Raw genomic sequence first — 23,280 nt, forward strand, 5'->3', positions numbered from 1 at the left:
CTAGACCATCATTCTATTCTCAGATAAAATGGCGCAAGCTTTACGAAAGGGGTGATCCCATGAATTGTTACAATTGGATAAAGGTCATGCTTCCACCATTTCCCTGGAATAAAAAAAAGCACATAAGTTTAGCCGCAAAAGAAAACTAAACTTATATGCTTTTTAATTGCTTCTCAGTTATTAAATCGACTACAAAAATCTTTTCCGAAATTCACTTAAGCTTTAACGCAATGTGCGTACAAGATAAACTTCATCACAAAACCCTTTTAATCCATTATATACTCGTTGTGCTCTCGAATAGTGTTGGCACAAACCAAAAACTGTTGGTCCACTACCACTCATCAAAGCCACGTCCGCTCCATATTTAATCATTCGTTCTTTGATCTGATGAATTACAGGATGCCTTTTCCCAGTCACATCTTCTAAACTGTTTCCCATTTTTTGAATCATTTGTTGATAGTCTTGTTGCTGGATTGCTTCCACCAATCCAGCGACGTCCTGATGCTGAATGGCTTGCGTGTCAAGATCTCTAAACACTGTTCGTGTAGAAACACTCATTCTTGGTTTGACTAGAATAACCCAACACTGTGGCATAGATGGAATAAGTTTTACTTCCTCACCCTTACCACCAATAAATGCCGTATTCCCATATACACAGTAAGGAACATCTGTACCAACTTCTAAGCCAATTGCTGCTAATTCTTCTAAGGAACAGCCCAAATCCCATAATTGATTGATTCCGCGCAAGGCTGCGGCACAATCAGTACTGCCTCCACCTAGGCCAGCAGCCACTGGGATATTTTTTTGAACAACGATTTTAACGCCTTTTTTGATATTAAATTTATTTTTCAGTAATACGGCTGCTTGATAGACATTATTTCGTTGATCTACAGGCAAGAAAGCTTTATTTGTTTCCACCACGATTTGATCTTCAGGTAATTCTTCAAAAATCAAATGATCTGCTAAGTCCACACTCGACATAACCATCTCAAGTTCATGGTACCCATCTGGCCGTTTATATAATACATCCAATCCTAAATTTATTTTGGCTGGTGCTTTTTCAATTAGTTCCATACCTCTCACCCATTCGAAAAGTCTAAGTCGAAAGTATTCTATCATAGGGGAAAATAAAAGTATAGCTAACTTCCGCCTTAAATTCCTATTTCAACTGAAGCAAAAAGAAAAAAAGAGGATAAGACGTTATTCATTCTTATCCTCTCAATCTTTCAAATCGATTTTTATTCTCATTACCTATTTATAGTTCAGTCAAGACTTCTTGAGCTAAGCTTGGATTTTTCCCTTTCCCGCGACCAATCAGAATAAATAATTGAAGAGTTGCGAATACAAAATTGCTACCTTTCATATAAGCAAAGTAACGTCCTTCCCAACGACTGACATACCTTGATTTTCTTTCATAAGTCGTTTGGAAAGCATAGAAAAAGTTTCCATAATTATAAACGATGTTCATCATTTTTTCTTGAATAAATGAAAAATCTGTTTCTCCAACGTTCGCCAAAGGTGCTAGACCAAGATTTGCTTCCAAGTAGCCTTGTTTTTGATACACAACAAACAAATTTGCTAACAGGTAGTCACTCAATGCGACAGGTTCTCCCGGCAACACTCGCAACAAATCATATCCTGCTTGTGTTTGTGTCATCGGTTGTGCCGTCACAAAACCAACTACTTGTTGGTCTTTTCGAACAACACCCACGCCACTGGTCTTCACGTACTCTTTGTCAAATCGGCCAACAGAAAAATGTTTCTCTGTTTCGCCGTTCAACCAAGCATGTGACACCTCTCCCAGTGTTGCAAGCAGTTCCTCAGGAATTTCATCATACCAAGTAAAATGATAGCCTTCATTTGTTAATCGTTGATATTCTAATTGTTGATTCAGCCAAGGAACATCTGCAATCGTTAAGTCAGCAATCCCTGCTTCCCCTACTTTAACAAAACGGAACCCAACTTCATGCAGCATCACAACATATTTTTCTGACACCTTATAAAAAGCCAGCTGATAACCTAAGCAATCAGCTTTTTTCAGAAAGCTTTTGGTTGCCGTTCGCCACATAGCTGGATTGCCAATTGGATCTCCAAGCACAAAGCATTTATTTCCCTTCACCTGATAGCCAAAAACTACTTGATCTTTGCTACCTTCTTGATAATAAAAATATTTATATCCCGACAATTGCAAATAATGACTAGAAGCTGTTCCACCATATTGATCAATCAGCTGATCCAATCGCTCTGCCTCTAGCTCCGTTCCAAGCTCCTCCGTTGCCGTAGATAAATACTGATATAACGCCACCAGCGCTAACAACGAAATACCTAAACCAACCAGTCCAGAAAACCAGACCTCATCTGAAGGAAACAGAATAAAATTGTTCGCAGTCATTCGTCCTACCCAAAATTGACCACTATGATAACCTGCAATTGCATAAACAACAAACAAGAACCCAAATAAGCAAGCATCAAAAGCGATTGCTCCCCAAGAATAGACAAATTTTTCGCGATAAAACTCCTTGCGTGCCAGCCAAACTGCTAACAAAATAAGGACATAAACTAAAATCAATTCCCACGACAACGTTCGAGTAATCGTATTTAAAATACCAAAAATCAACAAGGTGATTGTTGGCAAATACGCTTTTTTCACCTTCATCGCTAAACCACGAGCCAAGCCTAACAGTAAAAATCCGACAAGTAGGTTGAGTGTCTGATCTAAGAAATTAAATGAAAAAGGCAACAAAATTTGAAATAGGCGACTAATCGCAGATAAATTTGTAATTGTTGATAGTAAAACCATCATGATACCCGCAAAATAAACAGCACTAACTAAAATGATATGTGCCACTTTTTGGAAAAACAACCGTGGGATATTATCAAGAAACCTGTTCACTTTCACACCAGTATGCGTGATAAACAAAAGAATACCTGTTAAAAATGGCACTACATAATAAAATAGGCGATAATACAATAACCAAACAACTGCTACATTTTGACGAACAGCTAACTGACTCATACCAAGAATCATCAACACGTCAAACGTTCCCATGCCACCCGGAACCATCGTTAACATACCTATCAGCGTTGCCACAATAAACATGGGATAAATCGAATGAAGGGATACGTTGATTCCCATCAGCTTGCCGATTAATAGAAATACGGTTAGCGCACCTGTCCACTGACCAAACGAGGCAAAAAATAAACCCACCAAGCCTTTTGGATAAAATTCTGAAAACAGGGTCCTTCTTTTAAGATACGCAAAAAAGAAAATGACCGGTGCAACAAAACTTCCACCTAGTAACCAAATCCAATAACTTCGAAAAATACTCTCTGTTTGAATGAAAAAGACATCCACAAAAGTGAACAGCGACCACACAGATAAACCTGTTATCATAAAGACTGCTACTTTTGAAACAGTTGCCAGTACCTTTTTTCGATCTGCCTGCTTACCATAAAAATTAGCGCGCAAGCTTGCACCCACGACACCACCAAATCCTGCCAAATTGTTGATTGTATTCGTAATCCAAGCCGCTAGAAAAAATTCTTGCCTTGGCATCTTAGGCTTTCCTTGCTTTTCCAATACTCTAAGTGTCACCCAATCATATAAAAGCATTGGTAACACACCCAGTAATCCAAGCAACGTCATTAAAACAATTGTTAGGTGATTCTGCTTATCCATTGTTTCCAAAATATCTTGCCAACTCATACCATTTGCGATATTAGCAACCTGATTCGCGACAAAGACTAATACTGAACCAAAAAAAATCAATTTTAAAATCAGACTATGACTTTTCATCCATTGAAGAATCAATTGTATTTTATTTTTCACATTTTTACCTTCCAAACTCATGTACTTTCATTTCATAACACTAATGTTAGCTTATTTAATTATAATTTTCCACTTTTGCTTAGCACGTTGCTTGCGATTCCTAACAAACAAAGCTATTCTAAAATCAAAAGGGAGGAAATAAAATGAACATTGGATTTATTGGAACAGGAAATATGGCACAAGCAATTATTCGTGGGCTACTTGAAAAAGAAACTTTTTCAAAAGATGAAATTTTTGTTTCGAGTGGCCATTTTGAAAACGCACAAGCCTTTGCCAAGCAAACAGGAGTCACTGCTTGTCAAACAAACCAAGAAGTCGCTGAACAAGTAGACATTCTTCTACTCGCAGTAAAACCTAAAATTATTTCAACCGTACTTCATGAACTACAAGACTATAGTCAAAAAATTCTTTTTATTTCTATTGCATCTGGCACAACTTTAAATGATCTTGAAACAGCCTTAAATAGCTCGCAAGCTGCGATAATCCGCGTCATGCCAAATGTCAATGTCAGCGTTGGTGCCGGAGTTTCTGCCATTTGTAAAAATTCTGTTGCTACCGAAGAACAATTCGCACACGCAACACGAATCTTTGAAGCAATCGGGAGCGTCTATCCTTTAGCCGAAGCAGATTTTAGTGCTTTTATTGGCTTGGCTGGAAGTTCTCCTGCGTTTGTTTACATGCTCATTGACGCTATGGGAAGAGCCGGGGTGTTCAATGGCTTACCCAAAAAATTAGCCACTGAAATCTCTGCCAAAGCAATTTTAGGTTCGTGCGAAAAATTCCTTGAGAGCAATGAAAATCCTTGGGAATTAGTTGACCAAGTTTCCTCTCCAGGAGGAACAACAGTTGCCGGGGTCGTTGCACTTGAAGAAGCTGGGTTTATTCCAGCAATCATCAAGGGAATCAATACTACCATTGAAAAAGATCAAGAAATGCTTGCACAAAAAAATCAACAATAATAAAAAAACGACCAATGACTAAAATAGTCATTGGTCGTTTTTTTATTTAGCGTAATCTGTTGCTCGTGTTTCGCGAATAACAGTTACTTTAATGTGTCCAGGATAATCTAATTCTTCTTCAATTCGCTTACGAATATCTCTAACCAAACGAACTGCTTCTAAGTCAGAAATTTCTTCAGGTTTTACCATTACACGTACTTCACGTCCTGCTTGTACAGCAAAACTTGAATCTACGCCGGCAAAACTATTAGAAATATTTTCTAAGTTTTGAAGACGACGAATATAGTTTTCTAAAGATTCGCTTCGTGCACCAGGTCGAGCGGCTGATAAAGCATCGGCTGCAGCAACAAGTACTGAAATAACCGATGTCGCTTCCACATCACCATGGTGAGAAGCAATCGCATTGATAACCACTGGATTTTCTTTGTATTTGGCAGCTAATTCTGCACCAATCTCAACATGAGAACCTTCAATTTCATGGTCAAGTGCTTTCCCAATATCATGTAGCAAGCCTGCTCGTTTAGCTAATTGGATATCTTCGCCTAATTCTGCAGCTAAAATTCCAGATAGTTTAGCAACTTCCACTGAATGTTTCAACACATTTTGACCATAACTTGTTCTAAAACGTAACCGTCCCAAAATCTTAATTAAATCTGGATGGAGTGTATGTGCACCAACTTCAAACGCAGCCTCTTCTCCATATTCGCGAATACGTTCATCCATTTCTTTACGTGATTTTTCAACCATTTCTTCAATACGAGCTGGATGGATACGCCCATCTTGAATTAATTTTTCCAACGTCATTCTTGCGATTTCTCTCCGAATTGGATCAAAACCAGAAAGAACAACTGCTTCAGGAGTGTCATCGATAATCAAATCAATTCCTGTTAGTGTTTCTAATGTGCGAATGTTACGACCTTCTCTACCAATAATGCGACCTTTCATCTCATCATTTGGCAAAGTAACAACTGATACTGTGGTTTCAGAAACTTGATCTGCCGCGCAACGTTGAATAGCTAATGAAAGCAAGTTCTTCGCTTTACGATCAGCCTCTTCTTTTGCACGCTGTTCAGATTCTTTCACCATAACAGTTAACTCATGATTCAACTCTTCCTCGGTTGACTTCATGATAACATCCTTTGCATCTTCTTTAGATAAACCAGCAATTTTCTCTAACTCTTTTTGTTGATCTTCAATCAATTTTTCAACGTCTTGTTCTCGCTCTTCAATTAATTGCTGTTTTGAACTAAGTATTTCTTCTTTGCTTTCAAGTGAGTTCTCACGTTTTTCCAATGAGTCATCTTTACGATTCAATGTTTGTTCACGTTGAATCAATCGATTTTCTTGAGATTTTAATTCTAATTTGCTTTCTCTCAGCTCACTTTCAACTTCAGAACGATATTTCTGATTTTCTTCCTTAGCTTCCAACAATGCTTCTTTTTTTAGAGTCTCTGCTTCTTTCTTTGCACTGTCGATAATACCCACAGCTGATGTTTTTGCACCAGCTATCTCTTTTTCGTGACGTGACTTCGCAACGACCAACCCTAAACCAAGACCGACAATTAAACCGATGATAGCGAGGAGAATGTTGAATACCATAAAATCCACCTCCATACTATCTTTTTCATTTTATCAATCACGTAGTTTTTCTGATAAACTATTTTAATCTTATCAATATGCCTACTTGCATATGTGCACAAAAAGTACACAAGTTTATTCTAATGTTTGTACCCCTTAGTGTCAACTTTAAATAAACAAAGAAACTGCTTTCTAAATTTATATTAAACGGTGGTTTTTTATCATTGTCAACAGAAAGAGGTCTTGATAGCACTTGGTTTATTCGCTAGACTTAATCCTTTTTTCTTTTCACAGATAAAAGTCAAGTTTTCGATTATTTCCGTTGAACTAGATAACCGCAACTGTTATATCCGAATGCAAATTGTCCTATAAATATAAATTAACGATTACAAATGTTCTTTTATTTTTGAGAAAACCTCTTACTCTTGATACTCTTGATGAAGACTCTAACTTCTAGTTTCACCCTCGACAAAAAAGGTCGAGACAGTTTGTCCCGACCTTTGAAAATCAAATTCATTATTCTTCTGTTAAAGGTAATTCTTCCTGTTCAGGTTTTTCCTCTGTTTCAATACCTTCACCAATTCCATAAGCTTCGCGAACCAAGCCAGAAATTTCATTCATCATTTCTGGGTGAGTAGACATATAAATTTTTGCATTTTCGCGCCCTTGGCCGATACGATCTTCTTTATATGAATACCAAGCACCACTTTTATCAACGATATCTTTTTCTACCGCCATATCAAGTAGTTCTCCCTCTTGTGAGATTCCTAGTCCATACATTACATCAACTTCTGCTACTTTAAATGGTGGTGCAACTTTGTTTTTAACTACCTTAATTTTCGTACGGTTTCCGACAATATCTGTCCCTTGTTTCAATTGTTCTGCACGACGTACTTCTAAACGAATCGTTGCATAGAACTTCAATGCACGTCCCCCAGGTGTTACTTCTGGGTTACCAAACATTACGCCTACTTTTTCACGAATTTGGTTGATAAAAATCGCAATTGTTTTTGTTTTATTAATTGAACCTGATAATTTACGCAAAGCTTGGGACATCAAACGAGCTTGTAATCCAACGTGAGCGTCACCCATTTCACCATCAATTTCTGCTCGTGGAACTAACGCTGCTACTGAATCGACAACAACGATATCTACTGCACCACTTGAAACCAATGCATCAGCAATCTCTAATCCTTGTTCACCTGTATCTGGTTGTGATAACAACAATTCATCGATATTAACGCCTAATTTTTGGGCATATTGAGGATCCAATGCGTGTTCAGCATCAATAAAGGCTGCTGTTCCACCATTTTTTTGTACTTCGGCAATTGCATGAAGTGCAACCGTTGTTTTACCAGAACTTTCTGGCCCGTAAACTTCGATGATTCTTCCTCGTGGATAACCACCTACTCCCAATGCTACATCTAAAGCAAGTGAACCACTTGGAATTGTTGAGATTTGTTGGTCGATTTTCTCGCCCAATTTCATAATAGAACCTTTACCATAACTTTTTTCAATTTTCTTTAACGCAGCATCTAAGGCCGCTTTACGATCATCTGCCAATACGATAATCCTCCTTATATTCACATTAACAACGTCATTTCAATACAATTATCATAGCGGTTTTAGAATTAAAAAGCAAGAAAAACCGAACAAATATTCGCATTTTATTTTTTTCTTAAAATCCGCTTACGTAACATATTCAGACCTTCCATTACCGAGTTGCGACGAATTGCTTCACGTCCGCGCGTAAATTGAAACTTAGTTGCACTTACTTCCTCAGCTGAAGCTACAGCAATCCAAACTGTTCCGACGGCTTGGTTTTCAAGCATACCTGGTCCTGCAACGCCTGTAAACGATACCGCATAGTCTGTTTTCGCTAACTTTCTTGCTTGCTCAGCCATTTTTTCGGCACACTCTTGACTCACAGTTCCATATTTTTCCAGAAATTGCGGATCGATGTTTAAAAAATCGGCTTTTGTTTCTTCTGAGTATGTCACGAATCCTCCAGGAAAAACTTCAGAAACACCGGAAAGTTTTCCTAATGTTGCTTGAAACTCTCCTGCAGTTAAACTTTCAGCAGCAGTTACTGTTTTCCCTCTTTCTTTTAGCAAATCGACCACAACTTTTTCTAACGAATTATCATCTCCATAGCCATAAAAATATTTGCCCACCCGTTCCTGAATTTTTTCTTCCAGTGCAAGCAATGCTTGATTACCGGCATGAATATCATTGGTTTTAACCGTTAAACGTAAGGTAACTTCATTGGGTTTCGCATAGGGTGCAATCGTCGGATTGATTTGTGTTGAGATTAGTTCGGCTAGTTCTGTAACTAATCGTGATTCACCAATGCCATAAAAACGTAAGACGCGTGAAATTAATTTTTCTTTTGAAGGAAATTTTTCGATCAATAATGGACGCACTTGCTCAATGAACATTGGTTTCAGTTCACTTGGTGGCCCAGGGAGTAGGATATACGCATGAGATTCTTCTTGGATAAATGTCCCAACAGCTAGCCCTGTACGATTTGGTAAAACAATACCTCCTTCAATAGTTTGTGACTGTTGTAAATTATTCGCAGTCATTTTACGCTTGGTTGTTTCAAAAAACTCTAATAATTTTTGATAGGCTTCTCTATCTTGAACCAACCCTTTCCCCAAATGGTCAGCGGTTACTTCTTTGGTTAAGTCATCCTCTGTAGGACCTAACCCACCACACAAAATAATTAACTCGCTTCGTGACTCTGCTAAGCCTATCAACTCATCTAGTCTTTGTTTGTTATCCCCAACAACTGTCTGATAGTAGACTTCAATACCAAGATCTGCTAACTGCTCAGCCAAAAAAGTTGCGTTTGTATTGACCACTTGACCAAGAAGTAGCTCTGTTCCTACTGCAATAATCTCTGCTTTCATAAATTTTCCTCTCCCTAATAATTAATACGCTATAACGAAAATATTTTTTTATTTAAAAAAAGCTTGGGACAAAATTGTCACCAAGCTTTTATCGAAATTACATTGAGCCTTTAAACACAGCACTATTTTTGGCAAAGTAATCAACACCAGAATAGATTGTGAATACTAAACATGCATAAAGCATAATTTGATCTAATGGAAGACCAATCAAGTTAAATGGAATGTTATTGATAAGCAACAAAATGATTGCAACCATTTGAGTAGCAGTTTTCACTTTTCCAGGCCATGCAGCTGCCATTACTTCACCATGTTCAACTAATAATAGGCGTAAACCTGTTACCGCTAATTCTCGGCAAACAATAATCGCAACAACCCATGCTGGTGCTTTATCTTGACCAACTAACATAATAAATGCTGTCATAACTAACATTTTGTCTGCTAAAGGATCGGCAAATTTCCCGAAGTTTGTTACTAAACCTTGAGAACGAGCAATTTTCCCGTCAAGCCAGTCCGTAATACTTGCAATTGCAAAAATGATTGCTCCAACTATCTGTGTTACAGCAACAGTTGTTGTTCCCACCGTCAATTGTCCCCAATCCAAAGGTACTCCTACAACAAGGATAAAGATTGGAATCATACAAATTCTTAATACAGTTAATTTATTTGGTAAATTCACACTATTGCACTCCTTTCTTGTTCATTTTACGTGAGTCTCACTAAAGTTTCCACAGAAATAACTTACTTTTTTCACTCACGAAAAAAATTATTCATTTTACTATTGAAAAACTGCAATAAAAATCGAGTGGATTTTTATTGCAGTTTTGTTTGAATTATTCTGCGTATTGGATAGCAAGGTTAACGTTTTTGGGACTTAAATTATTTTCTCCAGCATTCACTGGAACATCTTCCCCATTTGCTTTAATTGAAATATTGCTTGCTGCACCAATTGTCACAACTGCATTAGGCACATTAGCAGCAATCTGTGTACTCTGTGATTCACCAGTTGCAAGTGTTCCTTGGTAAACATACGCACCATTAACCATCACACCTACCCACACACGATCTTTCGCTGTGAATTCCAGTGTTAAAGGCTCCGTTGCATCAATAATGTTCACATCAATTGCATTCGTTGTATCTGTACCAGCAGTAATCGTCATCTTCTTTTCTTCAGTCGTGGATTCAACTGTCGAAGATTGTGCTGACGTTGATTCACTTGATTGTGAGGATTGCTTTGTTTCCTCAATTGATCCATCGACTGTCATTGATGAGCTCGCTTCACTAATAATTGGTGCCGCTTGTCGATCTTGCCACGTCATATAACCAACAACAATCACGATTGCAACTGCAACCAATCCTAACAAAACAACAGGCAGACTTGTCCAAAATTTACTTGGTTTAAATTCTTCTTGGTGCATTGCTTTTCGTGAACCACTCACAGTTTCTGGCTCTGGTCTTTTAATTTCTGAGCCATCAGATAATTTTCTTTTTCCATCGAAAACATCCACAAGTTTATCGCCATCTTCTCCAACAGCTTGCGCATACTGACGAATAAATGCACGTACATAAAACTTACCAGGAAGTTGATCGAATTCGTCGTTATCGATTGCTTCAAGGTAACGTTTTTGAATTTTTGTAATTTGTTGTAATTCGTCTAAAGATATTTTTTTATTTAGACGAGCTTGCCGTAATTTTTCCCCAATGGTTTCAAAAGCCACTCGTTCATCTTCTCCAGTCTTTTTATTCTAGCCAACCACCCGTTACTGGTAGTGTAATTCCGGTGACATAGGCCGCTTCTTTTTGTAATAAAAATGTGACAGCAGCAGCAATTTCTTTTGGCTGAGCTAGTCTTCCTAGCGGGATTGCCTCTTTTAATTCCGTTAATTCTGTCTTAGACCAGTCCTGATTCATCGCTGTTGCGACAGCTCCTGGCGCTATGACATTGGCCGTTATTCCTAATGTTGCAACTTCTTTTGCATATGCTTTAACAAATGCTTGTTGGGCACCTTTAACAGCACTGTAAACTGTTTCCATACTGCTTCCTTGCATCCCGTAAACAGAACCAATAAACACAATTCTGCCATAATCAGACCGAGCAAGTTTTGTTTCTAGCCTTTGCAAAAGCAATAGCGGAGATTTCACATGAATTTGCCAAAGCTGGTCCATGTCTAATTCCGTATACTCCTTAAACAAAGCATATTTCGTAAATCCTGATGCAAAAATGACACTGTCAACTTGAAATAATCCTTGTGTAAATTTCGGTATTTCTTCCATGCTTAACATGTCTAAGGATACCATAAAAAAATCTTGCAGCGGATAACATTTTTGCAAGTCTAAAACGAAATTTAATACTTTTTTTTCATTGCGATGATAGTGACAATACAATGACCAGCCCTCTTGCGCCAACTGACGACAAATCGCTTCACCAATATCCCCACTAGCTCCCATAACTAACGCCGTTGGCATCTCACTCACCCTGTGGTTCCATATAAAACTCACTAAACGTCTCTGCCACTAAAAATGCCGAACCAACAGCTAATACATCAGCTAATTGGATTGATTCAATCGCTTCTGGCAAATCAAATAAAGTATACGCACCATAAAGACTTTGGGTAAATTGGTTAGCAATATACTCAATGGAGTTAAGTGATTGGAAGTATTTCCCTAACATTTTTTTCTTCAATAATTCAAGATTTTTTTCATTTACTTCTGGATCTTTCTCAAAACCAAGAATGATTTTCCGTACTTGCTGCGCAGCAAGTTTTGGTTCATCCGTATCACCACTAAAATCAGCAAAATGAAATTCACGATCTAAACTAAATTCAAAACCAAAACTGTCATCAATGATTCCTTCATTGTAAAGTTTCAAATAGTTTTGGGAAGTATTTCCTAGCAGTAATTGGAATAAGAGATTCAATGCTGTTTTATAGCGCATCAATTGATAGCCATCTGCTGGCAACTCGTCAACACCTTTAATTCCCAATACGAATTTTTTACGTGTCACAGCTGCTCTCAGACGACTTTCCTCGATAATTTCATCATTATTTTCAGGGAAGTATCGCTTGATTTCTTGTGCTGGTGGAAATTCTTTACTCATTTGATTTTCTTTAATAACTTCCATTAGTTTCTCTGGATCTAAATTTCCAACTAAAAACAAAACCATATTACTTGGTTGATAAAACGTGTGATAACAAGTATACAGATCATCGGCAGTAATTTTGTCGATGCTATCAACCGTCCCTGCAATATCAATGTGTAAAGGATGGTTTGGATATAAGTTATTCAAAATACCAAAAAATAGACGCCAGTTAGGATCATCTTCATACATTTGAATTTCTTGTCCAATGATTCCTTTTTCTTTGTTGACTGTTTCCTCAGTAAAATAGGGTGCTTGTACAAAGTCCAATAGTGTCAATAAATTTTTTTCCACTTGATCCGTCGTTGAAAACAAATAACTTGTTTTGGTAAAACTAGTAAATGCATTTGCAGACGCACCTTGTTGTCCAAACAATTGGAAAACATCTCCGTCTTCTTTTTCAAATAATTTGTGTTCTAAGAAATGGGCAATTCCATCAGGTACCTTTATCTTTTCAGTTGCTCCATAAGGAATAAATTCATTATCGATTGAGCCATAATTAGTGCTAAATAAGCCATAAGTTTTGTGATACTCATTTTTTGGCAACAAGTAAACGGTCAATCCATTTGGTAGCACTTCATGATAAAGCGTTTCATTAATTTGTGAATACTCGGTTTTATTCATTCATGCTTCCTCCATCTAAAAAGAAAATTGCTTGAAGCTCTACTTGATCTGCAATTTTTTGAACATCTTTGATTGTGATACTTTCCAGTCGAGCTAGCCACTCGTCATCTGTTAATTTGGTTTCTGGTAGCCAGTTATCTAAATAAGTCGATTCAATCGCTGCTTGAGGTGCATCAAGTGATAGCAAGTATTGATTTTTCAACATTGCTTTTGTTTGAGCTAAATCAAGGTCAGTGATTTCTCCATTTCGTAAACTTTCTAATTGTTTATGAATCAAATGTAAAACTTTTTCGCGATTTTTCCCATCAATGCCTGTTTGAACAGTCATAAATCCACGGAACGTGTCCACACTGCTAGAAGCATAGTAAGCCAAGCTTTCTTTTTCGCGCACATTCATAAATAATTTTGAATGCGGAAACCCACCAAACAAACCATTGAACACCATTAATGAAAAACGCTCAGGTTGGTTGTAATAAACATTGGTTTGATAAGCTAAGTTTAACTTGGCTTGTACAACAGATTCATGCATTTGGCGTTCTTTGATTACATTTGATTGTGGTTGCGCATAAAAAATTTCTGGGTGTACAAATTCGCGGTCAGTAAATGGTAATGTTTGAATTGCTTCAGTAACTTCCGTCTCATTCACATCTCCAATTACAAAAATGTCGACTTGATCTTCCGCTAAGACTTTCTGGTAATACGTAGCAAGTGACTCTGCTGTAATTTCTTTTAAGTCTTTTACTGTTCCAAAACTAGGGATTCTTTGAGCATCTGTTTGCTCAAAGTAAAGACGTTGTAGTGCTAATGAAGCTAAGGTTTGTTTATCTTCGTCCAAACTTTCTAAATAAGTTTTCAGATTATTTTTTTCTAAATCAAACGTTTGATTATCGAACTGCCCCGCCACAATATTTGGTGCAAAAATAACCTCTTTCAAAAAGTCAACAACTTGGAGCAGAATCTTTGAGTCATTTACATAATCACCATTAACAAAACTGATGCCTGCGTTCAGCCAATGCAAATTTCCTTTTTTGCTTACATTCCAGCCAAAACTTGCACCATATAATTCAGCTAATTTCGCGCTAAGCTGTGTTTGATCTGGATAGTTTAAGCTATTTGTTTCTAACAAACTGCTCAGTAATGACCGTTGCGTAATGACTGCTCGATCAAGACGTGTTGTAAATCGAATAAAGATTCGAATCGTTTTATATTTTTTTGTTTGCAGGACATGTAAATTCACGCCCTCCGCCAATTTATTCGTCATAAGTCGTTGTGCTCCTTTTATCGTTACAGTTGTTTCTAGTATAGCATAGAAGGTTAATATTCAAGCATTTCGCGAACAAAAGCGTTTATTGTTTTTATATTTTTTTATTCTTAGATATACTAAGGGTAAGGAAAAAGAAAGTAGGGGTTTTATGATTAAAGAATTTAAAGAGTTTATTATGCGTGGCGACGTGCTCGACCTAGCTGTTGGGGTTGTTATTGGGAGTGCATTCACGGGAATCGTTAATCAAATCGTAGAAGGATTGATTACACCATTAATTGGTTGGATAGTTGCTCTTGTCACTGGTACTTCTGATTTGGACGGAGCATTGTCTGTATTAGATGTCACACCTGTCAAAGGCGTAACTTTTTCATTTGGTAATGTTGTTAGTGCTATTATTACATTTTTAATTACAGGTTTTGTTTTGTTCTTAGTGGTCAAAGCAGCCAACAGTGCAAAAGATTTACGTAAAACAGAAGAAGAGGTTCTTGATGAGCCAACTGCTGAACAATACTTAAGTGACATTCGTGATTTACTGGCACAACAAGTAGCTGAAGATAATGGTCGTTCAACACTTCAAGCAAAAGTAGAAGACGAATCAACCACAAAATAAAAAAACTTGAAACAACAAATTTTGTTGTTTCAAGTTTTTTTATTTTTTCATATCAATATGAGGAATATCATCTTCCAAATAAACATCGGAAATGGCATTAAAACCAAATGATTCGTAAAACGAACGTAGATAATCTTGTGCACCAATAATAATTGGCGTATTTGGATACTTTTGTTCAATAACTTCCAACGTCCGTTGAACAATTTGCTTACCTAATCCCGATTGACGATGTTCCTTGGCTACCAAGACTCGACCAAAATGAACAGCATCTTCTTCTTTGTAAATCCGTGTGTAAGCTGCTACATTTCCTTGCTCATCTGTCAGAAACGTATGCAATGCCTCAGGATCGATTTCATCCACTTCTTGATATGGACAATTTTGTTCGACCACAAAAACGGCAATTCTTTCTTTTACTAGCATATAAAATTCTTTTGTCGTTAATTCATCAAATGTTTTCACTTGGTAATTCATTCAGTAGCCTCCTAACAAGTTTTCTTTTTATAGATTACTTGTTCAAAAATAAAAAAGCAAACGAACCACATAAGGCCCGTCAGCTTTTAAACTGCTTCTGTTAAAAATTCAATCTCTACTGTACGAGTTAATACATCAGAGTAGCTGTAAGACACTCGTTCAAAAGAGTTTTCTTCAGGATCTAAGTCAACGACAAATACTGAAGGATAGGTTTCTGTTAAAACGCCGCGGCGTTCTGTTTGACGCTTTCTTCCTGTCTGAGCAACCAACATGATTTGGCTGCCGATACGACCTTCTAAATCTTTCTTGATTGTAGCTAAAGTTGTTGGCATACAGTTCACCTCGTTATCGATTATAACAGATAGTCCAAAACTTTTCAAGTCTACCATATAAAAAAAAGAAATGCAATAAAAAAAAACAGTTGAAACAAGAATGTTAACTAGCATTCTTCACTGTACGCTTTCAAATGCTTCTTGATTTTCTGTTTTACACGACTGTATCCACTCATTACTTGCTGAATATCCATTGATAAATCTTTTGCGATGTAGGAAAAATCACTTCCTTGCATGTAATGATGAAAAATTTGCGCTTCTCTTTTTGAAAAATGGATTTCACATGTTTCAATTGCTTCATTCAACAGCAGTTGTTGGACTGCTACAGGTTCTTGAGTTGTCACTTCTGCTAAGAAATCTGGTCCTTCAGATTCCATTTTCTGTTCCATAGAAACTTCGTCTTTTTGATCTCTGCGTTTTAATGCGTTTTGTTTCCTTAATAACGAATAAATTTGGTTAGTAATAACGCTTTTGTAATAACTACCGAAACTAACTCCTTTGTTATTTTCATAGGTTTTTAATGCTTGATATAACGCAACACGTGCTTCTTGCTCCCAATCTTCATTCATAAAATTCCGCACATAATAACTATTTTTTAAGCGTAATAAAAGTGGATAATATTTCTGATAAAGGGTAGAAAATGCTTCTTCATCACCATTGCGTGCAGCACGTAATAACTCCTCAGGCATAAATAAATCCTCCATAATCTCTATTATGGAGGAATATTAGCATCAAAAATCGTGTTATTTAATCTGATAACGTGGTTATCTGTCCTTTTTCATTAAATCGTCTAACTTTTTAGACAATTTATGCAATTGTTCATCATTCCAAGGAGAATTACGTCGAAAATCAATAAAACGCATATTTATATTCTCTTGGGCTATTGTTTCTTCTGTTTTTTTGATTGTTTTATACAACTCATACGCAGAAGTTCGTAAGGCTCCTTGTGAAAACACTACCCATTGTTCCGCCAAATCACTTGTAGCAACTGTTACTTGTGTCAATCGATCATTCAACGTACCCGCTACTCGCTCAATATAACTATCTGCTGTTTCATCTTCTTTGGTGAATACAACTTCTAGCTGATATTTTTTATAGTTTTGTTGAATTCCAGGAACCAGCTGCGCATCGAAAACCACAATTACTTCAATTCCTTCAAATTTTGCATAATTAGACAACCGATGAAGCAAGGCTTCACGTGCATCAGCCATTTTGTCTTGCTTCTTTAACAAAACAAGCTCTGGCCAAGAACCAATCATATTGTAACCATCGACAATCAATAACTGTTTCTTCATCAGCTTACTCCCCCTGTCGTTGGGAAAACGCCTGATACATCAACAGACCTGCTGCAACACTTGCATTCAGGCTTTGAACATGCCCTACCATCGGGATTGTCAATAATTCATCCATTTCTTTTTTCAATCCTTGACTCATACCGCGCCCTTCATTACCAATTACTAATGCAATTGAACCTTTTGCATTCCAATTCTGAAAATTCGTTCCAGACATGTCTGTTCCAAAAATCCAAAAACCAGCTTCTTTTAGTTGCTGAGCTGCTTGAATCAAATTAGTTACTCTTGCTACCGGCACATGCTCAACTGCTCCAGTAGACGTTTTGGTAACGATTGGTGTGATTCCTACTGCGCGATGCTTAGGGATAATTACGCCGTCCACACCACTTGCATCAGCTGTTCGCAAAATCGAGCCAAAATTGTGAGGATCTTCTAGACTATCTAAAATCAAAAAGAAAGGATTTTCTTTTTTTGTTTTTGTTTGTTCAAGCAACTGTTCTAACGATAAGTATTCGTAAGGTGTGATAGCCAACACCACACCTTGGTGTACACCTCGATCACTTAATGTATCCAATTTTTGTTTAGGAACCCATTTCACGGGAACTGCTTGGTCACGAGCAATTATTTTTAACTCATCTACCTTCTCGCCATGAGCGTCTTCTTGGAGAAACAATTTATTTCCTCGTCCTTGTTGAAGTGCTTCCACAGCAGCATGATGACCAAAGACAAAATTATCTTCAATTGATTCGTCTTTTTCTTGCGTATGATTTGATTCTTGCTTTGTTCTTTTTTGAGATGTTTTTGATTGCTTGCTCCAGTCGTTAGTATGTCGTTTTTTATTTTTAAAATTATTTTTTCTATCCATTTTTTTCACCTATTTTCTGAATACACCATTCAATCAATTCTTCCATTCGTTCGGTTTGCTTTGTTAGATGTAAATACCCCATCAACGCTTCGAAGCCTGTAGCAATTCGATAAGTCGTGATGTCTGCATTTTTAGCACCTGTATGACTTTTGGCATTTCTACCGCGACGATAATAAATATCTTCTGTTTCTGTTAAAATATTTTCTTCTAACATTTTTTGAATCAAATAAGCTTGTGCTTTAGCAGATACATAATTTGTTGCCGTATGGTGTAATTTATTTGGTTTGGTTTGTCCTTGATCAATCAAGTAGTCTCGAATATAAATCTCATAAATTGCATCACCAACGTATGCAAGAGCTAAACCATTTAGCTGCGTGTAATCTCTCATACTTCTCTTCTCCAACGGGTTCCTTGCGGTGTATCTTCCAGGATGATCCCTTTTTCTTTAAATAAGTCCCGAATCTCATCACTACGCGCGAAATTTTTCGCTTGGCGTGCTTGGTTTCTTTCCTCAATCAATTGTTCAATGTCTTCATCTAGTAACGCTTCGGAAGTAAAGAAAATTCCAAAAATCGCTAACCATTGCGCATATAAAGTTATTGCTTGGTCTAAAACTGGTAGGGAAACTTGTTCTTGTTCCAAATAAGTATTTAACCATTTTGCAAGCTCATAAACAACTGTGATTCCATTTGCTGCGTTGAAATCATCATCCATTTCTTGAATGAAGCGCGTTTCTAACTCAGTTAATTCTGCCATTTTGTCACTATCATCTGCCAATGAACTAGCAGCACTATCTTTACGAAATTGAACGTTATCATACGTATTTTTTAAGCGTTGTAGATTTGTTGCAGCTTCCTTTATCGTTGCCTCACTATAACGAATTGGTCGGCGATATTGCGTTGTTGCCATGAAGAAACGTAAAACTTGTGGATCCACTGTTTGAATCATTTCATGGACAGTAATGAAATTACCAAGAGACTTACTCATTTTTTGATCTTCTTCGCCAATCGTTACATAACCATTGTGCATCCAATAATTTGCAAATTTTTGTCCCGTTTTGGCCTCACTTTGGGCAATTTCATTCTCATGATGAGGAAACTCTAAATCCTGTCCACCACCATGAATATCAATTGTTTCACCCAAGTGTTTTGTAGCCATAACAGAGCATTCAATATGCCAGCCTGGACGACCATTTCCCCATGGCGACTCCCAAAAAATTTCTCCCGGTTTGGCATTTTTCCATAAAGCAAAATCCAATGGATCTTCTTTCAGCTGTTGTTCTTCACCCGTTCGTTGACTCGCACCAATTTCAAGCTCATCAATTGACTGATCGCTCAACTGACCATAATCCTTGAAACGACGTGTCCGATAATAAACATCACCTTGCGCTTCATACGCATAGCCTTTTTCAATCAGTACTTGGATAAACGATAAAATGTCTGGCATATGATCCATTACTCTTGGATGTAAGGTTGCTGGTTCCACGTTTAACGCCTTAGTATCTTCCTCAAATGCTTGGATAAAGCGATCCGCAACTTCTGGTGCTGTGATCCCTAAATCTTTTGCTGCGCGGATGATTTTATCATCCACATCTGTAAAGTTCGAAACATATTTCACTTGATAGCCGCGATATTCAAAATAACGACGAATTGTATCAAATGCAATGGTACTCCGCGCATTTCCAATATGGATATAGTTATAAACGGTTGGCCCACAAACATACATTCCAACCTGACCTTCTACAATAGGAACAAATTTTTCTTTCTCTCGAGTAAGCGTATTATATATTTTTATCATTCTGTTCTCCTTATCTTTTCACCTTTAATCCGAACAACTTTTGCCGGAATACCAACTGCTGTAGCATCATCTGGTATATCATTAAGTACCACTGCCCCTGCTCCGACTTTTGCATGCCGACCAATTGTCACTGGACCTAAAATCTGTACATTTGCAGAGAGCAACGCGCCCTGTTTAACTGTAGGATGTCGTTTACCTGTTTGTTTGCCTGTCCCGCCTAAAGTCACACCATGGAACAAGACCACATCATCTTCAATTTCTGCCGTTTCTCCAATCACTACGCCCATTCCATGATCAATAAAGACGCCTTTACCAATTTGTGCACCAGGATGTATTTCAATCCCAGTTAAAAAGCGCCAGAATTGGGCAATGATTTTAGCTAATAAATACAAACGATGCTGGTATAAGAAATGAGAAAGACGATGCCAAAGTAACGCATGGAATCCTGGATATGTTAGAACAATTTCTAAAGTCGAACGTACAGCAGGATCATTTTTTTTCGTAGCAGTAATTATTCGCGTAAACCAATTCATTCACCTTCACTCCTTTCCATAACAGATTTATGTAACCAAAACTATAAATAAAAAGCGTCTTTTAAATAAGTTTCCTTAAATAAAAGACGCTAATGGCGTGGTTCCACTTTTTTTCATAATCAAAACAGATTACCTCGAAGCAAAATAACGTCTGCTACCCGTTTTTAGCTACTTGTGTTCGCTAAAACCACTCCCAGAGGCATTTCAACACCTACTTTGTAACGACTTTCACCTTCCGTCGCCTCTCTAAAAACAAACTAGTTGTTTACTTCTTCTGTTCTTCGTGTTTATTTTATTACTTGGTTTAAATGAGCAAGTGCTTTTTCACGGCCTAATAATTCAACTGTGTCTGGTAATTCAGGACCATGCATTTGTCCTGAAACAGCAACACGAATTGGCATGAATAAGTTTTTGCCCTTAACACCAGTTTCTTTTTGTACAGCTTTGATAGCTGCTTTAACTGTTGGAGCATCAACAACTTCCATTTCTTCTAGCTGTGCTTTAAATGCTGTCAAAACAGCTGGAACTGTTTCACCAGCTAATACTTCTTTTGCCGCATCATTTAAAACTGGATGTTCATTAAAGAATAACTCTGACACTTCAACGATTTCCGCAGCATAGCTCATTTGTGGTTGATATAATTGAACAATTTTTTTCACCCATTCAATTGTTTTTTCATCAGGATTTTCTTCAACTCGGCCATCTGCAATCAAATATGGTAAACACATATCTGTTAATTCAGCTAAATCCATTTCTTTCATGTAATGGTTGTTTACCCATTGTAATTTTTTCGCATCAAATGCTGCAGGTGATTTGCTCAAACGTTCTGGATCAAACATTTTCACTAATTCTTCTTGACTGAAGACTTCTTCTTCGCCTACTGGTGACCAACCAAGCAATGCAATAAAGTTGAACATTGCATCAGGTAAATAACCTAATTCACGATATTGTTCGATAAATTGAAGGATTGATTCATCACGTTTACTTAATTTTTTACCAGTTTCGCTGTTAATAATCAGTGTCATGTGCCCAAATGTTGGTGGTGTCCAACCAAATGCTTCATAGATCATTAATTGTTTTGGTGTGTTTGCAATATGGTCATCTCCACGCAAAACATGAGTAATTTTCATCAAGTGATCATCCACTGCTACAGCAAAGTTATAGGTTGGCATGCCATCACGTTTTTGAATGACGAAGTCTCCGCCGATATTATCTGATTCAAATGAAATTTCACCTTTGACCATATCGTTGAACTTATATTCTGTGTTTCGTGGCACACGGAAACGAACAACTGACTCTAGCCCTTGAGCTTCTTTTTCAGCTTGTTCTTCTGGCGTTAAGTTTGCACATTTCCCACCATAGTGAGGCATTTCACCACGAGCGCGTTGTGCTTCACGTTCCGCTTCTAATTCTTCTTCTGTACAGTAACATTTGTAAGCTCGATTGCTTGCAAGTAATTGATCAATCAGTGGTTGATAAATTTCTTTACGTTCAGATTGACGATAAGGACCATATTCTCCAGGATTTTCAGGAGACTCGTCCCAATCCATTCCTAACCAAGCTAAATTTTCTAACTGACTTTTTTCTCCATCTTCAATGTTACGTTTTTGGTCAGTGTCTTCAATACGGATGATGAATTCTCCATCATTGTGGCGAGCAAATAAATAATTGAATAATGCAGTTCGTGCATTTCCAATATGTAAATGCCCTGTTGGACTTGGTGCATAGCGTACGCGTACTTTCGTCATTTTCTTCCTCTTCTTTCAAACTAGACTTATGTGACTAACAGCAAAAATCCGTCAGCTTTGACCTTAAAAACATTATTTATTTAAAGTCACTCAGCAAAATTTTACCTTTTCTAGTGCAAATAGTAAAGCCAACCGATTGAATTTCCTCATCAGTTGGCTCATTTTATTTATGAAATTAAGATTTTGTCTTCGTTTCAGAATTTTTTTTGTTATCAATACCCCGACCTGCATGCGCTGGTTTAGCAAAAATCATTCGACCAGCTGCTGTTTGCAACGCACTAGTTACGACAACTTCAAGATGCTCATTCATATAATGCTGGCCATCTTCAACGACAACCATTGTTCCATCATCTAAGTAAGCAACACCTTGCTGACGCTCTGTTCCGACTTTTACGACTAAAACATTCATTGTCTCACCAGGAATAACAACTGGCTTAACTGCATTTGCTAACGCATTGATGTTTAAGACTGGCACATTTTGAAACTCAGAGACCTTATTCAAGTTATAATCATTAGTAACAATCACGCCATCTAACAGTTTAGCTAATTTAATTAGTTTACTATCAACCTCACTGATTTCTTCAAAGTCTCCATCATACATTTCAACAGAGATACCTTCTTCTTTTTGTAAAGCATTTAAAATATCTAGCCCGCGGCGTCCACGAACTCGTTTTAAACTATCACCAGAATCTGCGATGTATTGCAATTCATATAAAACAAAATTTGGAATCATTAACGTTCCTTCTAAGAAACCTGTTTTAGCAATATCATAAATTCGACCGTCAATGATAACACTCGTATCTAAAATTTTATATTTGTGGAAATTATCGCCTGATTTACGTTCTAATAACTGGCTTTCAAACTGATTTGGTAATTCTTGTTCCACTTTCTTGTTTCGTGGCGCAAAGATTTTCTTCCATTCATCAATTCGAGTTGTGCCCATTCTCATACCAAAATAACCTAAAAAGATCATCAATAGAATGGGTAAAACACTATTTACAAATGGAATTTCCATATTGTAAAGAGGAGTTGAAATAATTACCCCTAAAGTTAACCCAATAATTGTACCAATTGCTCCAAACAATAAATAAGTTAAACTAATCTCACTCAATTTTTCTTCTACTTGTTTCAGCACAGCAGCAATATGTTTTGCTAATAGCAGAGATAAAATAAAGAAAATAAGTGCACCTAACAGGCTATTAGTAAACGTATTGTTCAGCCAGCCATTGGTTTGTTGGCCGATTGCTTGCCAAGCAGCTGGTAAAAAAGAAATACCTAGACTTGCTCCCGCAATGATCATCAACAATGTAATGACGCGTTTTTGCATAGTTGT

The 23,280-nt window shown here is 37.2% G+C and carries 22 protein-coding genes and 1 other annotated feature; of the genes, 2 read left to right on the plus strand and 20 right to left on the minus strand.

Annotated features, from left to right (window positions below; translation table 11 throughout):
* Nucleotides 1-222: 222 nt before the first annotated feature.
* Both ispE and mprF read right to left on the minus strand, forming a co-directional pair.
* Nucleotides 223-1,074, minus strand: a complete 852-nt coding sequence (gene ispE, locus IGJ93_RS12090; protein WP_285700886.1) for a 4-(cytidine 5'-diphospho)-2-C-methyl-D-erythritol kinase — start codon at nt 1,072-1,074, stop codon at nt 223-225.
* Nucleotides 1,075-1,255: 181 nt separating this feature from the next.
* Entirely contained in the window at nt 1,256-3,829 is a 2,574-nt protein-coding gene (mprF, locus tag IGJ93_RS12095; RefSeq protein ID WP_218657993.1) for a bifunctional lysylphosphatidylglycerol flippase/synthetase MprF, read from the minus strand.
* A 143-nt stretch (nt 3,830-3,972) separates the two neighbouring features.
* Between mprF and proC the strand changes: the two genes are divergently transcribed.
* Nucleotides 3,973-4,788 carry a pyrroline-5-carboxylate reductase gene (gene proC / locus IGJ93_RS12100; RefSeq protein ID WP_067484643.1) on the plus strand — a complete coding sequence of 272 codons (816 nt, stop codon included), beginning with the start codon at nt 3,973-3,975 and terminating at the stop codon, nt 4,786-4,788.
* Between the two features lie 42 nt (nt 4,789-4,830).
* Here the strand turns inward: proC and rny are convergent, their stop codons facing one another.
* From rny to yfmF, 8 genes are all read right to left on the minus strand, one after another.
* Nucleotides 4,831-6,387 carry a ribonuclease Y gene (rny, locus tag IGJ93_RS12105; protein WP_067484639.1) on the minus strand — a complete coding sequence of 519 codons (1,557 nt, stop codon included), beginning with the start codon at nt 6,385-6,387 and terminating at the stop codon, nt 4,831-4,833.
* 495 nt (nt 6,388-6,882) lie between these two features.
* Entirely contained in the window at nt 6,883-7,929 is a 1,047-nt protein-coding gene (gene recA / locus IGJ93_RS12110; protein ID WP_067484637.1) for a recombinase RecA, read from the minus strand.
* 104 nt (nt 7,930-8,033) lie between these two features.
* On the minus strand, nt 8,034-9,278 hold the full coding sequence (locus IGJ93_RS12115; RefSeq protein WP_284590949.1) for a competence/damage-inducible protein A: 1,245 nt from the start codon (nt 9,276-9,278) through the stop codon (nt 8,034-8,036).
* 97 nt (nt 9,279-9,375) lie between these two features.
* Nucleotides 9,376-9,954 carry a CDP-diacylglycerol--glycerol-3-phosphate 3-phosphatidyltransferase gene (gene pgsA / locus IGJ93_RS12120; RefSeq protein WP_067484631.1) on the minus strand — a complete coding sequence of 193 codons (579 nt, stop codon included), beginning with the start codon at nt 9,952-9,954 and terminating at the stop codon, nt 9,376-9,378.
* A 154-nt stretch (nt 9,955-10,108) separates the two neighbouring features.
* Nucleotides 10,109-10,993 (minus strand): helix-turn-helix domain-containing protein, encoded by an 885-nt coding sequence (locus IGJ93_RS12125; RefSeq protein ID WP_071869015.1) that lies wholly within the window; start codon nt 10,991-10,993, stop codon nt 10,109-10,111.
* Nucleotides 10,994-11,015: 22 nt separating this feature from the next.
* Complete coding sequence (gene ymfI, locus IGJ93_RS12130; RefSeq protein ID WP_071869014.1) at nt 11,016-11,741, minus strand: elongation factor P 5-aminopentanone reductase; 726 nt, start codon at nt 11,739-11,741, stop codon at nt 11,016-11,018.
* A 1-nt stretch (nt 11,742) separates the two neighbouring features.
* The gene (gene yfmH, locus IGJ93_RS12135; protein WP_071869013.1) at nt 11,743-13,035 is read right to left on the minus strand and encodes an EF-P 5-aminopentanol modification-associated protein YfmH; all 1,293 of its coding nucleotides are present in this window, start codon (nt 13,033-13,035) and stop codon (nt 11,743-11,745) included.
* Nucleotides 13,028-14,296 carry an EF-P 5-aminopentanol modification-associated protein YfmF gene (gene yfmF, locus IGJ93_RS12140; protein WP_067484616.1) on the minus strand — a complete coding sequence of 423 codons (1,269 nt, stop codon included), beginning with the start codon at nt 14,294-14,296 and terminating at the stop codon, nt 13,028-13,030. Before yfmF ends, yfmH begins: the two co-directional genes overlap by 8 nt.
* A gap of 151 nt (nt 14,297-14,447) precedes the next feature.
* On the opposite strand from yfmF, the gene mscL reads away from it, so the two are divergent.
* A complete protein-coding gene (gene mscL, locus IGJ93_RS12145; protein WP_067484613.1) occupies nt 14,448-14,909 on the plus strand; it encodes a large conductance mechanosensitive channel protein MscL in 462 nt (153 codons plus the stop codon).
* A gap of 39 nt (nt 14,910-14,948) precedes the next feature.
* Here the strand turns inward: mscL and IGJ93_RS12150 are convergent, their stop codons facing one another.
* The 10 genes from IGJ93_RS12150 to IGJ93_RS12195 form a co-directional block, all read right to left on the minus strand.
* On the minus strand, nt 14,949-15,380 hold the full coding sequence (locus tag IGJ93_RS12150) for a GNAT family N-acetyltransferase (protein ID WP_067484610.1): 432 nt from the start codon (nt 15,378-15,380) through the stop codon (nt 14,949-14,951).
* Nucleotides 15,381-15,466: 86 nt separating this feature from the next.
* Nucleotides 15,467-15,712, minus strand: coding sequence for a Veg family protein (locus IGJ93_RS12155; RefSeq protein ID WP_067484607.1), 246 nt, complete (start codon nt 15,710-15,712; stop codon nt 15,467-15,469).
* Nucleotides 15,713-15,819: 107 nt separating this feature from the next.
* The gene (locus IGJ93_RS12160; RefSeq protein ID WP_067484603.1) at nt 15,820-16,401 is read right to left on the minus strand and encodes a sigma-70 family RNA polymerase sigma factor; all 582 of its coding nucleotides are present in this window, start codon (nt 16,399-16,401) and stop codon (nt 15,820-15,822) included.
* A 75-nt stretch (nt 16,402-16,476) separates the two neighbouring features.
* On the minus strand, nt 16,477-17,007 hold the full coding sequence (locus IGJ93_RS12165) for an NYN domain-containing protein (protein ID WP_067484601.1): 531 nt from the start codon (nt 17,005-17,007) through the stop codon (nt 16,477-16,479).
* 4 nt (nt 17,008-17,011) lie between these two features.
* Nucleotides 17,012-17,869, minus strand: a complete 858-nt coding sequence (rlmB, locus tag IGJ93_RS12170; RefSeq protein ID WP_067484599.1) for a 23S rRNA (guanosine(2251)-2'-O)-methyltransferase RlmB — start codon at nt 17,867-17,869, stop codon at nt 17,012-17,014.
* Entirely contained in the window at nt 17,862-18,257 is a 396-nt protein-coding gene (locus tag IGJ93_RS12175) for a Mini-ribonuclease 3 (RefSeq protein ID WP_067484597.1), read from the minus strand. The genes rlmB and IGJ93_RS12175 overlap by 8 nt, the downstream gene beginning before the upstream one ends.
* On the minus strand, nt 18,254-19,666 hold the full coding sequence (gene cysS / locus IGJ93_RS12180; protein WP_067484595.1) for a cysteine--tRNA ligase: 1,413 nt from the start codon (nt 19,664-19,666) through the stop codon (nt 18,254-18,256). The genes IGJ93_RS12175 and cysS overlap by 4 nt, the downstream gene beginning before the upstream one ends.
* Nucleotides 19,663-20,199: a serine O-acetyltransferase EpsC gene (gene epsC, locus IGJ93_RS12185; protein WP_067484593.1), complete on the minus strand. Its 537-nt coding sequence runs from the start codon at nt 20,197-20,199 to the stop codon at nt 19,663-19,665. Before epsC ends, cysS begins: the two co-directional genes overlap by 4 nt.
* Nucleotides 20,200-20,278: 79 nt before the next feature.
* Nucleotides 20,279-20,490: a binding site (T-box leader), on the minus strand.
* Complete coding sequence (gene gltX / locus IGJ93_RS12190) at nt 20,487-21,947, minus strand: glutamate--tRNA ligase (RefSeq protein ID WP_067484591.1); 1,461 nt, start codon at nt 21,945-21,947, stop codon at nt 20,487-20,489. It overlaps the preceding feature by 4 nt.
* 175 nt (nt 21,948-22,122) lie before the next feature.
* Nucleotides 22,123-23,274: a PIN/TRAM domain-containing protein gene (locus IGJ93_RS12195; protein ID WP_067484588.1), complete on the minus strand. Its 1,152-nt coding sequence runs from the start codon at nt 23,272-23,274 to the stop codon at nt 22,123-22,125.
* Nucleotides 23,275-23,280: the final 6 nt, after the last annotated feature.

It is taken from the genome of Enterococcus sp. DIV0174 (genome assembly GCF_050529065.1).
GTDB classification, from domain to species: Bacteria; Bacillota; Bacilli; order Lactobacillales; family Enterococcaceae; genus Enterococcus_B; species Enterococcus_B thailandicus.